Genomic DNA, 13,621 nt, shown 5'->3' with positions numbered 1-13,621 from the left:
TCCCGCTATGCTGGATGCAGGGATGCAGATACATCCGCATGAAAGGAAACAAGGACAGACCGTATGACATCAGCACTGACACCACTGGATCAGACCCGTTTGGAGGGCCTGCGCACCGCCTTCGACGAGCGTGAGGCCAACCACGTCGCCATGAACGCCGTCACCCAGGTAGGCATCGACGAAGTAGCCCACAACTATAATCGCTCCCGCCTGCTGCAGCACCGATTTTCGGTTAGCATCGACAACGGCACGGTCACCTCGCAGGCGCATTCCGGTCGCTGCTGGCTCTTCAGCTCCTTGAACGTGGCACGATTCGTGGCCCGCAAGGCTCTGAACATTGATGACGAAAGCACCGCCAACCCCATGGGCGACTTCGAGCTGTCCCAGAACTACGCCATGTACTACGACAAGCTCGAGCGCGTCAACTACTTCCTGCGCGACGTAGCGGCTCTGGTGCGTGCAGGCGAGCCCGTCGACTCCCAGCTCATGCGCTTCCTGATGGGCGATGTCATGGGCGATGGCGGCCAGTGGATCATGGCCATGAACATCTATAAGAAGTACGGCGCAGTGCCCAAGCAGTTCTATCCCGAGACCGCCTCCTCCCAGGACACCGGCCAGATGAACGATCAGCTGCGTCGTCTGCTCCACCAGGCCACGGCTCACATGGTGGCCAACCCAGACGGCATCGACGAGATCATCGATAGGACCCTGGAGGCCGGTCATCGTATGCTGACCATTCATCTGGGCACTCCGCCCACCAGCTTCGACTGGGAGTGGACCGACAAGGATGGCGTCTTCCACCGGGATGGGCGGATTACCCCGCAGGAGTTCTGGAAGCGCTACGTGAATGCCGGACTTGAGGACTATGTCTGCCTGGTCGACGATCCGCGCCCCGAGCACCCCAAAGGCCGCAAGATCGGCATCGAGCACCTGGGCAACGTGGCTGGCGGCGATCCCACCGAGTATCTGAACGTTCCGGTGGAGGTCATGAAGGACTGCGCACGTCGTCTGATGAGCGAGCAGGGTCTGCCGGTCTGGTTCGGCGCCGACTGCCACCCCATGATGGACCGCAAGGCCGGCCAGTGGGCCACCGACCTGTTCGAGTATGGCCGGGTCTACGGTGTGGACTTCGACATGGACAAGGAGCAGCGGGTGCGCTTCGGCGACTCGGCCCAGAACCACGCCATGGCATTCGTGGGCGTGGACGTGGCCGATGACGGCCGGACCACCAACCGCTGGCGGGTGGAGAACTCCTGGGGCGAAGAGATCGCCAACAAGGGCTACTTCACCATGAGCGACGACTGGTTCAGCCAGTATGTCTACGAGGTGGCCGTACCCAAGTCCATGCTGTCCGAGGAGTATCGCCAGGCCTTCGACCAGGATGCCATCATGCTGCCCGCCTGGGACCCCATGGGTGCCTTGGCCTGAGCTACTGCACTAATTCATCCACTTTTATCCATCAAACTGTTCGTCCCCGTGGTCTATAAGGATCGCGGGAACGGACTGTCCACATTGGCCCGGATGTGGGCGGTCATAAGGAATTCGGGCGTAATCGTCGCAGTACGACAGAGAGGAGAGCGACCGTGGCATTCGTCAAGGAACCGGATATCGTCCCGGAAGAGGAGCGGCAGTATTTTGCCGATACGGCCGTCTTTCCCGAAACAGTGGATGTCAACATTCGTCAGCTGGACCCAATCCCGGCCCCTAGGGTTTTTCTGCGCTCGCGACCCTTGGACCCGGAGCGGATGAGTCTGGTAAGGGACTCCCGCCAGGCCATTCGCGAAGTTCTGCATGGACGGGACGACAGGCTGCTGGTCATCACCGGCCCCTGTTCCATCCACGACCCGGAGGCTGCTCTGGAGTATGCACGTCGTCTGTCGGCCGTCAATGAGCGGTTGAAGGATCGGCTGCTGATCGTCATGAGGGTCTACTTCGAGAAGCCCCGGACTACGGTCGGCTGGAAGGGGCTGATCAATGACCCCGACCTGGATGGAACATTCAACATCCGCAAGGGGATTCGCCTGGCCCGCCAGGTGCTTTGGCAGGTCCTGGGCCAGGGGATTCCGGCAGCCACGGAGTGGCTGGACCCCATCACCCCACAGTATCTTTCCGACGCGGTCAGTTGGGGGGCCATCGGGGCTCGGAACACAGAGAGCCAGGTTCACAGGGAGTTGGCCAGCGGCATGTCCATGCCCATGGGCTTCAAGAACTCGACCGATGGCAGCATAGAGGCTGCGGTCGATTCCTGCCTGGCTGCGGCATCCGAACATCACTTCCTGTCCATCAACCTGGACGGCCATGTCATCGCTGCCGAGACCAGGGGCAACCCTGACTGCCACATCATTCTGCGCGGTTCTGGTCATGGTCCCAATTACGATCCGGAATCCGTCCGATCCGCCCTGGAGGCCATACATCAGGCGCCGTTGGGCCCCGGGGCCTGCCGAGGTCTGATCGTGGATGCAGCCCACGGTAACTGCGGCAAGGACCCCGTACGTGAGGCCCAGGTGGTCGAGGAGCTGGCAGACCGTCTCGCCAAGGGCGAGCAGGGCCTGTCGGGCATCATGATGGAGAGTTTTCTTGAGGGTGGTCACCAGAAACCGGCTCCGCTAAATCAGCTGGTCTTCGGCCGGTCCGTCACCGATGCCTGCATTTCCTGGGACAGGACCGAGGAACTGTTGCAGATCCTGGCTGATGCTGTGCAAGCTCGTCGGGAAAGGAAGAAAGCATGAGTCGGATGAAGGATGAGCCACAGGAGCCCCTACCCCGACCCAGCAAGGCCTACGAGGTTGAACTGGTGCACAAGGCGCTGGCGGCGGGCGTCAACCCCCTGCAGACCGGGAACGTGCCCAGGTGGGAGGACGAGGTAGGCATAGGGCGGATCGTCAACAGGCGGGTCTTTGAGCTTGACCGCCTGCCTTCACCCGCGCAGATGCTGACCCGATACCCCTTGGATGGGCCGGCCAAGGATCTGGTCATCCGCTCCCGGCAGGAGATTGTGGACTGTTTGCATGGGCGGGACGACCGGTTGCTGGTCATTGTGGGTCCCTGCTCCATCCATGACCCTGATGCCGCGCTGGACTATGCTCGTCGTCTGTCGGCCGTCAATGAGCGGTTGAAGGATCGGCTGCTGATTGTCATGCGGGTCTACTTCGAGAAGCCTCGGACCACGGTCGGTTGGAAGGGCCTGATCAACGACCCCGATCTGGATGGCAGCCACAACATCCAAAAGGGCCTGGTCCTGGCACGGCGGATTCTTCTGGGTGTGCTGGAGACTGGGCTCCCAGCGGCCACGGAATTTCTTGAGCCCACATCGCCCCAGTATATTTCTGATGCGGTCAGCTGGGGGGCCATCGGTGCTCGGAATACGGAGAGCCAGGTTCATCGGCAGCTGGCCAGCGGCATGTCCATGCCCATCGGCTTCAAAAACGCTACGGACGGCAGCGTGGATGTGGCTATTGATTCCTGCTATGCGGCCTCTCAGCGTCACACTTTCTTCGGGATAGACCACGAAGGTCAGGCCGCAGCCGTAGCGACCATGGGCAATCCCGACTGCCATTTGGTTCTTCGCGGCTCCAAGTCCGGCCCCAACTACGATCAGGACTCGGTGCGGGCGGCCCTTGCCGTGCTGCGCCAGCGCATGCCCAAGGACAGCGCGGCTGCCCACGGACTGATCATCGATGCCTCCCACGGCAATTCCGGCAAGGATGAGCGGCGCCAGATCCAGGTTGTCCATGAGTTGGCCCAGCGAATAGGCGATGGCGAGGAGGGCTTTACCGGGCTGATGATGGAGAGTTTCATACGTGGTGGCAATCAGAAGCCGGCTCCGCTGGACCAACTGGTTTACGGGTGTTCGATCACCGACCGCTGTATCTCTTGGCCTGATACTCAGGACCTGCTGGAGGAGCTGGCGGAGGCAGTGGACCGTCGTCGCGGCACGGCTCGTTGACTTGCGGTCTGCAGTAGGCTGGTCGGGCCGCAGTTGCGGGTGAAATCATGGGTAAGGAGTCAGATATGAGTGAAGCAGGCGATTCCATGGAGGGCGAAGATCAGCGGCCGGTTGCCATCATAGGAGCCATGGATGAGGAGGTGGCTCTGATCGGCCAAGGCCTGAAACAGGCGGATCAGGATTCCCATGCCGGCGATGCCGGATTAAAGGTCATAAGCGGCACCCTTGATGGATCACACGGCCTGGTTCGGCTGGCTGCCACCGTGGGCGGCATGGGCACCGTCAACATTGCCGCCACCACACAGTATCTGATCGATGCCTTCCATCCCAGGGCTGTTATCTTCTCCGGCATCGCCGGCAACCTGAACAAGGACCTGCACATCAATGACGTGGTTCTTGGAGGCACCCTGCGCTACCTGGATACCGACATGCGATTGGTGGCCCAGTCAGCCCCCGGCACGGAGGAGTTCCACTCAGACCCTCACCTGCTGGATCTGGCTGATCGGACCTTGGATGCCATGGGGATCAAGCATATCGTCGGCACAATTGCGACCGGTAACTACTTTGTGGACAGCCCGGAGAAGATCGCTCAAGTCAAGGAGCAGACCGGGGCCGACGCAGTCGAGATGGAGGGTGCGGCTGTCTGCCATGTGGCGGCCCGTAACAAGGTGCCGGCACTGGTTATCCGCGCTCTGAGCGACAACGCCGACACCGACTACGAGGTTTTCCGGGAGTTCGACATCTCCGAATATGCGGACACGGCCGCCAGGCTGGTGCTGGGCATCGTGCGCGAGCTCTGAGTGCTGACAGCAAGGATTCCCTGCTTTAGGGCCTTTTGCCTATTGAAGGCTGTTGACTGGGGCTTGACGGCCTTCGCTTGTGCATTCGTTGGCTGATTATTCATCAACTACATGGTTATTGCGGCCACTCTGGTCTTGACCGGTTCATGGAGCAGCTGGTTGTCAGTTGCTCCATGCAGACCCTAAGCAGATGATGTCTACTTGTCAGCCATATCGGCAACTGATCCCCTGTCAATGAGTGCGGGCTCGATGTAGACGTGCTCGATACGCTGGTCCGGATCTTGTATCCGCCGCACCTGGAGGCGCAGGGCAGCGGACGCCAGATCCTGGGCCGAGGATCGCAAGACGGTCAGGCGCTTGGTGTAGCCGTCGATAGTGATCATGGATAGATCATTGGGAATGTGGCACCCCCGTCTTTCCAGGGCCTGGACCAGAGCGATGGACAGGTAGTCTGGATGGACCAGGACAGCCGTGGTTTGTGTCTCCAGAATCGTCTGGACGATCAGCTCGACATCCTCGGCCACATATGGCTGCTTGTCCTTGAGCAGGAAGGTCTGTTCAAGCCCGCCTCCTTCTTTCATCATCAACCGCCAGCCCAGCTCGATATCGCCTGCGGTGGGGGTGCTGCCCAGAGCCAGTCCCACACGGTGGTGGCCGTGCTGACGGAAATGTTGCAGTCCTCGGCGGACTCCGGCTGGATGGTCAGTATGAACCGAGTCGAAGAATCCGGGCAGCCATTGTGGCGGATGGCGTTCCAGAATGGTTACAGGCAGTTGGCACTCGGTCAGCCACTGCCAGGTTTCCGGTGCGACATCCGGTTCAATGCTGGGGGCCATGATCAGTCCAAGCATCTGTGGATCAGCAGCCAGATCATCCAGGATATCTACCTCGGGAAAGGTCTCGTAGGAAGTTTCCTTGGCCACGATCTCCAGGTCGAATTGTTCAGCTGCCATACGTCTAATCGCATCGGTCACTGAGGGCCAGATGAAGCTGGGTTCGGGTAGGGCTACACCGATTCGGCTTCGACGAACGACAGTAGTTCCATCCTGGCTGGAGGCATTATCCATGGTAAGGCTTGACACGTTAGCACTGGTTTTGCCGTCGGTGTTTCCGCTGCTGGTTCTTGCTTCTTTATTGAGTCTTCTGGCTTTCTTTTTCGAGGCGACTTTCGTTCCGACAGATGACTTTGGTATTCCAGTCAAGGCCAGGCCAGAATCGTAAGAGGAAGAGACTGTAAACGTTTCGGCTGATTGGCCTTGGGGATCCAGGGATTTGACGGCCAGGGCACCTCCGCGCACTCGTCTGACGAGACCAGCTCTGGCCAGATTGTTCAAATCCCTTCTGATGGTTATTTCAGTGGTGCCCATCATCTGCGCCAGGTAGGGCACTCTGACTACGCTGTCTCTAAGAAGTGCGTTGAGAATCAGCTCTCGTCTTTGAGCCGGGAGCCATCCTGCCGCCGGGGGCTTTGGAAAGGACCCATCGGCGGGGTCCTGTTTTTTACTTCCTGCCCCTGATTCTCTTTGATTCATGCTCCGGCCTCGATGCTTTACTACGATGCTGATGAGGGCAGTCACGACGGCCAACATCCCTGATTTTCTAACTTGCCTAGCCTTCATAGTGTATACCAGAGTTATCTCCTAAGAGTGATGGAAACAGACTGCAACAAACTCTTCAGGTCATTTTCCGACCATTTAGTCTGGTTTTGTTCGTTCGGAATCATCATGGGCAGGTAAGCCAACAAGGGTTCACCTAGGGACTGTGACGAATCTGGAACGAGAGAGGGGTCGGCCACATCCGGCCTCTTCCCCGGCATTGTCGCCGAAGGAAAGGGATGACCATGAACGTGAAAACTGTAACCAAGGCTCTGGCGGTGACTACTGCGGGCATCATGCTGCTGGCTGGCTGCGGCGGTGGTGGCTCAAGCAAGCAAGCCTCCTCAGGCAGTGACGGATTCGACAGCAAGGCCAAAACAGCCATCACCTTCGCAGGGTGGTCTTTGGACATGACCCCCGAGTTCAAGACTCTGGCTAACGGCTTCCATAAAGCCCACCCCAACGTGACTGTCAACGTCAAGCAGTACTCCGCTGATGACTATGACAAGCAGCTGACGGCGGACATCTCCTCTGGCGCCCAGCCCGATGTCTTCCCCATCAAGAACATGCTCAAGTACGTCACCTATTCAGACTCACAGGGACTGGCGGATATCTCCGACATCGCCAAGGGTTACCAGGGCAACAAGCACATTGATCTGAACGGCTATGAGCACAATGGCAAGTACTTCGCCCTGCCCTACCGCAGTGATACCTGGGTCCTCTTCTATAACAAGGACATGTTCAAGAAGGCCGGGGTTGAAGAGCCGAACGCCAAGTGGACCTGGGATGATTACACCAAGGCTGCCAAGGAACTCAAGGAGAAGCTGCCGGCAGCAGGTTACGATGCCAACAGCGTCTACCCCATGTACATGCACAATTGGCAGTCCGTGGTGCAGTCCTTCGCTCTGGCACAGTGCGGCAAGTCGGCAGACAGCACCTTCCTCAAGGCCGACTTCTCATACATGGAGCCCTTCTACAAGAGGGCCTTGGAGTGGCAGAAGGACAAGTATACGATCGACTGGAACACCTCATTCACCAACAAGGTTCAGTATCAGGCGCAGTTCGGCACTCAGAAGGCCGCTATGATGCCCATGGGCACTTGGTACGCCGCCACCCTTGTCAGCCAGCAACAGTCTGGTGAAGCCGAGAAATTCAGCTGGGGCATGGCTCCGGCTCCCCAGAACCCCGACAAGAAGCTGCCCAAGACCCCGATCACCTTCGGCAGCCCCACCAGCCTGGCAGTCTCTTCCAAGGCCACCGGCCAGAAACTGGCTGCTGCCAAGGAGTTCGTGAAGTGGGCCAGTGGCCAAGGCGGCGCTCTTGAGTTGGCCAAGCTCTCCACCACCCCCGCTTACATCGACGACAAGGTGACCGAGATTTTCTTCTCTCCTGAGGGCATGGCCTCCGACCAGGCCTCCAAGGATGCATGGAGCAAGCACGACATGAAGATGGAAGCCCCCGTGGCCACGGCCACGGACACCATCAACTCCCTCCTCAAGGACACCCACTCCTCGATCATGACCGGCGCCAAGTCCCCGTCCGATGGGCTCAAGGAAGCAACCCAGAACGTCAAGGACCAGGGCGTGCTGGACGAGTAGTTCCTGGTGACGGATGAGGAGGCTTCAGGATGCATACAGGTCCTGAAGCCTCCTACTGAGCCAGTTGGAGTAAGGGCGGCCGTGGACTGCCCGAACCCATGACGCATGATGGTAGTAAGGAGAGGCACAGATGTCAGAAGAAATCGGTGTGATCGACGATCGACAGGCGGTCGCTGATCACAAAACAGGGTCTCATAGGCCCGGCGGCGGACGCCGAGCCCCGAGTGCCAAGCAGGGCAAGTTCAATGCTAAGGCGATTTCACGAAGGAACCTGCGCAATGGTTTGATATTCATATCACCGAATTTCATAGGTTTTATCTGCCTGACTCTCCTGCCCACTCTTACGCTCTTTTATATAGCTTTTACCAAGTGGTCGGCCTTCGGCAACCCCGTCTTGAACGGCGTGAAGAACTGGGTCAGGCTATCCCACGACAAGATTTTCATGACCTCGGTGTGGAATACCATCTACTATTCGATAGTCCACATCCCCCTGACCCTGGTCCTGGCCTTCGCTCTGGCCGTCCTGCTCAATTCCAAGCTGCGCGGACGCGCTTTCTTCAGAACGGTGGCCTTCTTCCCCTACATCACTTCCATAGTGGCTGCGGCCCAGGTTTGGGGCATGCTCTTCGACCCCAAGTCCGGCCCTATAAACTCCTTCCTGCGGCTTTTCATCAGCAATCCCCCCGGGTGGCTGGGCTCGACGACCTGGGCCATGCCTGCGGTCATCGTCGTGGGTACCTGGCGAGAGGTCGGCTACTATATGATCCTGCTCCTGGCAGGTCTGCAGACCATCCCCTCCGAGCTCTATGAGGCTGCTGAGCTCGATGGCACAAACGGATGGCAGCGCTTCTGGCATGTGACCGTTCCCATGATGCGCCCCACGCTTTTCTTCGTCATGGTCACCCTGACCATCGGATCCTTCAAGATTCTTGATCTGACACTGGTTATGACCGATGGCGGACCCGGCACCAGCACCCTGGTTCTGGCGCAGTACATCTACCGTGTGGCCTTCGAGCGTGGTGACTTCGGCTATGCTTCGACCGTCTCCCTGGTTCTTCTGGCCATATGCATGGTAGTCACGCTCTTCCAGTTCTGGTACAACAACCTGAAGGAGGACTGAGATCATGTCCACCAATACAGTCTCTGCAGACATTCCTTGGAACAAGAAGCAGGTCTCCCCGGCCAAGATCGTCGGCACCGTCATCGGGTATCTGGCCATGATTGCTGTATCCGCCTTCGTGCTCCTGCCCTTCTTCTGGATGTTCCTCTCCTCCCTCAAACCCAACAATGAGGTCTATGCCATCCCCATCAAGTGGTTCCCATCGGTCTGGCACTGGGAGAATTACGCAGCCATCTGGACCAAGTCGGATATGACGACTTGGTTGCTCAACACCATCTTCTTCGCTGTGATTGTGACCCTCCTGCAGGTCTTCACCGGGTCCTTCGCCGCCTATGGCTTCTCGAAGATCCCCTTCAGGGGACGTACCACCCTCTTCCTGATCTACATCGCCACCATGGCCGTTCCCTGGCAGGCCTACATGATTCCGCAGTTCAAGCTGGTTTCCGCCGTCGGTCTCTCCGATACCAGATGGTCTATCATCCTTCTGCAAGCCTTTGGAGCCTTCGGTGTTTTCATGATGAAGCAGTTCTACGACACCATACCTGAGGATCTGTCTGAGGCGGGCCGATTGGATGGGCTCAGTGAGTTTGGCATCTACTGGCGCATTATGCTTCCCCTGTCGGGACCGTCCCTAGCGGCCTTGGCCATCATTACTTTCACCAATACGTGGAACGATTATATGGGTCCGCTGATTTACTTGCGTTCCCAGAAGCTCTACACGATCCAGCTGGGCCTCAAGCTCTTTATCTCCCAGTACAATGCTGATTTTGCCATGATTATGACCGGCTCGGTTCTTTCGGTCCTGCCCATTCTGATCGTCTTCCTCATCGGTCAGAAGCAGTTCATCGCCGGCATTGCGACATCCGGTATGAAAGGCTGAATCTTGGCTGGAAGCGATGGCGACCAGGGGCGTCCCGCCAAGGGCTACGCCATGCGGGCCCTCTTGGGGATCACCAACTCCATTGCTGTGGTGCTGGGTGCTGGGTGCTGCTCCCTGCTGGGGATGCTGCCTATGGCTGCTGTACTGATCTTTCTGAGAGATCTGCAGTACTTCCCGACTTATCTGCTGTCAGTCGTACTGTCCGCGCCTGGTCTGGCTGCCCTCTTTGCCATCTATCGCGATCATCCAGGCCTGTCATCGGCCTCTGCCCGGGCCAGGCGGCAGGCCGTGGATTCCATGACAGAGCATGGGCAGTCTCTGCCGGATTGGATAGCGAAACCCTATGTGGATTCGGGTACGGTCTATGGATTCTTCCGTGCATACTGGCGGGCCTACAAGGTTCTGGCCCTGAGGTCATGGGCGACTTGGCTGCCTCTGGGGCTCATCGCCTTCGCGCTGATCTATGATCTGCAGATTGCATCGCAGCTCTCATGGGGCCAGATTCTGTTCCTCCCCATCCTGGTATGCCTGCTGCTCCTGGTTCAGACCGCCTTGGTCTCTCTGGTACTGCTGGTGGAATATCCTCGGGCGCGCATCCGCAAGGTGTTGGTCAATGGCCTCCTCCTGTCGGTGCGCCGTTGGTACATGATGGTTCTGTCGCTGGCGGTCCTCGCTGGATATGCCTGGGGGCTGATGCGCTCGCCCATCCTGGTGGCTCTTCTGGCCACAGGTCTAATCTGGTATCTGGTCTGGGCGGCTGTGCGGTGGCAGGCCGATCCCTTCTTCCAACAGATGGCCCGTGAGAGCGGGGACCCGGGTGTCCAGGCCATGTATGGACTGCCTGACGCTGGAGCCAAGGGCTCCTCCTTCACTGCGCTGCAGGACTACCGGCAATAGCGGTTCATGAAGAACAGTTGTATTTAAAAGCAGGCTCAAGGAGGATTCGCTGGAATGGGCTGTGAGCCTTTGCAGGTGCTGATCGAGGACCGGGACCGTCCTGTGGATATCGAGCCGGGGACCAGGCCCACGGTCAGGTGGAGGCTGGATCCTTTGCCGTCCTGGGCGGATAAAGTCCGTTTCGCTAGGGTACGAGTCTTCGAACAACCTAAGGGGCGGATACTTGCAGACACTGGCATCCAACCTGCGGACGAGCTTAATGGAAGCCGTCTGCCTGGACCTGATATGGATCCTTCGCGACGGTATTGGCTGACCGTTCTTCTGCTGGATGCACAGGGCCGTCGGTTGATAGGGTCTGAACCCATCACCTTTGGCACGGGGCCTGGCCTGGTCTGGCACGCTCGAGCCATTTGGTCCGAAGAGGACGAAAAGAACTCCTCAGGTCCTCAGGGCAATGCCAAAGGTTGGGCGCTGATGCGTGGTGTGATCCGGCTGCCCCCGGGGCCGATCCTCTGGGCTAGTCTGTACGCGACCGCTGACAGCACCGTACCTGCGCGTCAGTTTGTCTACCGACTATGGCTCAATGGGCGCTTTCTGGGCTGTGGACCGGTATTTCCCTTGGATGGAGAGGATCGTTACAGGGGCTACGATGTCACCGGCCTCTTGCGTCCGGGAGCGGAGAATGTTCTGGGCGTGGTGGCCTATGCCATGGAAGGCCGACGCTTTCAGGCCCAGTTGGATGTGGGCCGGCCTGACGGCAGTGTGGAGCACTACGGCACGGACGCCGAATGGAAGGCTATTAGCGGTGCCAAGGCCTTTCCTGACAGCGCGTCCATCGGCACAACCTACTATCAGGCTCCGGCTGAGGACATCGACCTGTCCCGATATCCTTGGGGTTTTTCTCGGCCGGGCTTTGACGACTCTGCCTGGCGGAAGATTCGGATTCGGCCCTCATTCTCCAAGTGCCTTGCCGCTCCTGCGGATGGCACCAGACTGACTCGGGTGAAAGCTCATAGGGTTTTGGCGGCTGCTCCTGGCCATCTTCTGCTGGACTTCGGCTCCGTGCGGTTGGGCGGCATCGGGCTTCGGGTGGATCTGTCGCAACATTTGGATCTGACCGTCCGCTACGGGGAGGTCCTGGACGGCCAAGGAGGCGTTCGTTACCGTCTGGCCACCTCCAACGTCTATCAGGATCGCTGGCGGCTGCAACCTGGCAGCAACCGGGCACAGACTTGGGGGATCCGGGTCTTTCGATATCTGGAGCTGATCTGGCCTGCGGAATCTGACCCTGAAGGGTTGCTGGCGAGCCTGTCTGACGGGGGCCTGTGGGCAGAGTGCCTTGAGTCTCCCGTATATGACGACCACGCCAGGTTCCATTGCGACAGGCCTCTGTTGGATGAGGTCTGGCAGCTGGGGCGGAACACCATCAGGGGACTCAACGCTGACATCTACGTAGATTCCTGGACTCGGGAACGGGCTCCCTATGAGGCTGATGCCTGGATCCAGCAGCGGGCTCATATGGTGCTGGATGATGCGCCCGCCCTGGGCCGTTACAGTGTGGACTATCTCATCGCCAACAGAACCTGGCCCACCGAGTGGCCCCTCTACAGCATTTTGGCTGTGCACGATGCCTGGATGCACACCGGGGATCTGACCCAGGCGGCGGCCCAGTACGAACGGCTGATGAGACTGCTGCCAGACAAATATCTGGACCAAGACAGCGGATTGATCGTCAAGGACCCCGGCACTTCCAGCCAGATGGATGGCGACCTGGTCGACTGGCCGCCCGTTGAACGCGATGGATATGTCTTCGGCCGTGTCAATACGGTCATCAACGCACTGGCCAGTGCTGCTTATAAAGCCATGGCTCGTCTGTCGCGGGCCTTGGGCCGTCGCAGCAGAGCTGCCCGTCTGGCAGAGGTGTCCCGAAAAATGCAGGAGGCCTTGAATGAGCGGCTCTACGATCCAGCGGTCGGCGCCTACCGGGATGGCCTGCTAGACGGTCCCGACGGCCCGCCCATCGATCACTGTGCCATGCATGCCTCGGCCTTTGTCCTGGCTTTTGCGCCTCCCTCTGATCCCGCTCGTCTGGAGGCGGTCGGTGCCTATCTGCGTCGTAGAGGGATGGCCTGCAGCGCCTATGCGGCCGCCGTGCTTTTGGATGGACTTTATCGATCGGGTCTAGGGGCTGATGCCTTGGCTCTGCTTTCGGCAGGTGACGGTATCCGCACCTGGAAGCATATGCTGGACCAGGGTGCTGGAGGCACCATGGAGGCCTGGGACCCATCGATCAAATCCAACACCACCTATTCGCACCCATGGGGGGCCTCACCTGTCTGGCTGATTTCCAGCGGGCTGATGGGGCTGCGGCCTTTGAAACCCGGGTACCGAGAATTCGTTGTCGCGCTCCAACCTGGAGGTCTGGGCAGGGCCGAGCTGACCATGCCCGTGCCCACTGGGGACATCCATATCTCCTATAGGATTACAGGAAAAGCGGATAGCAGGCCAGGGTTTGTCCCCCTGCCGGATATCGATCTGGACCTGGTGGTGCCGCAGGGCTGTCGGGGTCATTTGGTCCTCCCGCCTATATGTGGTGTCAGGCCAGGGGGTCAGGTCGAGGCATTGCTGGACGGGTCGCCAATCATGCTGAAGGCCTTGGATGCCGACAATCGGGTGGCCGGCATTCGTTGCAGAGCGGGATCGTTGCTTGCGGATGCGCTGCCCTGCGGCCATCACCATCTGGTGCTGCCGCACGCGCAGGCTTGACAGTCTTTTCTGATCTGTG

General features: G+C 59.1%; 10 protein-coding genes and 1 pseudogene. 9 read left to right on the top strand and 2 right to left on the bottom strand.

Annotation, left to right across the window (positions count from 1 at the left end; genetic code table 11):
* Window positions 1-63 precede the first annotated feature (63 nt).
* The 4 genes from H3T90_RS03940 to mtnN all read left to right on the top strand — a co-directional run bounded on the left by H3T90_RS03940 (window position 64) and on the right by mtnN (window position 4,746).
* Entirely contained in the window at window positions 64-1,428 is a 1,365-nt protein-coding gene (locus H3T90_RS03940; protein ID WP_046323340.1) for a C1 family peptidase, read from the top strand.
* Between the two features lie 155 nt (window positions 1,429-1,583).
* The gene (locus H3T90_RS03935) at window positions 1,584-2,729 is read left to right on the top strand and encodes a 3-deoxy-7-phosphoheptulonate synthase (RefSeq protein WP_198229661.1); all 1,146 of its coding nucleotides are present in this window, start codon (window positions 1,584-1,586) and stop codon (window positions 2,727-2,729) included.
* The gene (locus tag H3T90_RS03930) at window positions 2,726-3,946 is read left to right on the top strand and encodes a 3-deoxy-7-phosphoheptulonate synthase (protein ID WP_198229660.1); all 1,221 of its coding nucleotides are present in this window, start codon (window positions 2,726-2,728) and stop codon (window positions 3,944-3,946) included. Before H3T90_RS03935 ends, H3T90_RS03930 begins: the two co-directional genes overlap by 4 nt.
* Before the next feature lie 65 nt (window positions 3,947-4,011).
* Entirely contained in the window at window positions 4,012-4,746 is a 735-nt protein-coding gene (mtnN, locus tag H3T90_RS03925; RefSeq protein ID WP_198229659.1) for a 5'-methylthioadenosine/S-adenosylhomocysteine nucleosidase, read from the top strand.
* 197 nt (window positions 4,747-4,943) lie between these two features.
* Here the strand turns inward: mtnN and H3T90_RS08870 are convergent, their stop codons facing one another.
* Together H3T90_RS08870 and H3T90_RS09100 are read right to left on the bottom strand one after the other, a co-directional pair.
* Complete coding sequence (locus tag H3T90_RS08870; protein WP_232339462.1) at window positions 4,944-5,699, bottom strand: substrate-binding domain-containing protein; 756 nt, start codon at window positions 5,697-5,699, stop codon at window positions 4,944-4,946.
* Between the two features lie 327 nt (window positions 5,700-6,026).
* A pseudogene (locus H3T90_RS09100) lies at window positions 6,027-6,278 on the bottom strand (DeoR family transcriptional regulator); the annotation flags it as partial.
* Between the two features lie 308 nt (window positions 6,279-6,586).
* On the opposite strand from H3T90_RS09100, the gene H3T90_RS03915 reads away from it, so the two are divergent.
* The 5 genes from H3T90_RS03915 (at window position 6,587) to H3T90_RS03895 (ending at window position 13,602) form a co-directional block, all read left to right on the top strand.
* Window positions 6,587-7,939 (top strand): ABC transporter substrate-binding protein, encoded by a 1,353-nt coding sequence (locus H3T90_RS03915; protein WP_046323884.1) that lies wholly within the window; start codon window positions 6,587-6,589, stop codon window positions 7,937-7,939.
* A gap of 130 nt (window positions 7,940-8,069) precedes the next feature.
* Window positions 8,070-9,059 (top strand): carbohydrate ABC transporter permease, encoded by a 990-nt coding sequence (locus H3T90_RS03910; RefSeq protein WP_198191356.1) that lies wholly within the window; start codon window positions 8,070-8,072, stop codon window positions 9,057-9,059.
* A gap of 4 nt (window positions 9,060-9,063) precedes the next feature.
* On the top strand, window positions 9,064-9,939 hold the full coding sequence (locus H3T90_RS03905) for a carbohydrate ABC transporter permease (RefSeq protein ID WP_046323336.1): 876 nt from the start codon (window positions 9,064-9,066) through the stop codon (window positions 9,937-9,939).
* Window positions 9,940-9,942: 3 nt separating this feature from the next.
* Entirely contained in the window at window positions 9,943-10,836 is an 894-nt protein-coding gene (locus tag H3T90_RS03900; protein WP_198191357.1) for a YesL family protein, read from the top strand.
* A 54-nt stretch (window positions 10,837-10,890) separates the two neighbouring features.
* The gene (locus tag H3T90_RS03895) at window positions 10,891-13,602 is read left to right on the top strand and encodes an alpha-L-rhamnosidase-related protein (RefSeq protein ID WP_198191358.1); all 2,712 of its coding nucleotides are present in this window, start codon (window positions 10,891-10,893) and stop codon (window positions 13,600-13,602) included.
* Window positions 13,603-13,621: the final 19 nt, after the last annotated feature.

Source organism: Bifidobacterium polysaccharolyticum (genome assembly GCF_016101585.1).
Taxonomy (GTDB): domain Bacteria; phylum Actinomycetota; class Actinomycetes; order Actinomycetales; family Bifidobacteriaceae; genus Bombiscardovia; species Bombiscardovia polysaccharolytica.
This window is presented reverse-complemented; position numbering and strand designations above follow the sequence as displayed.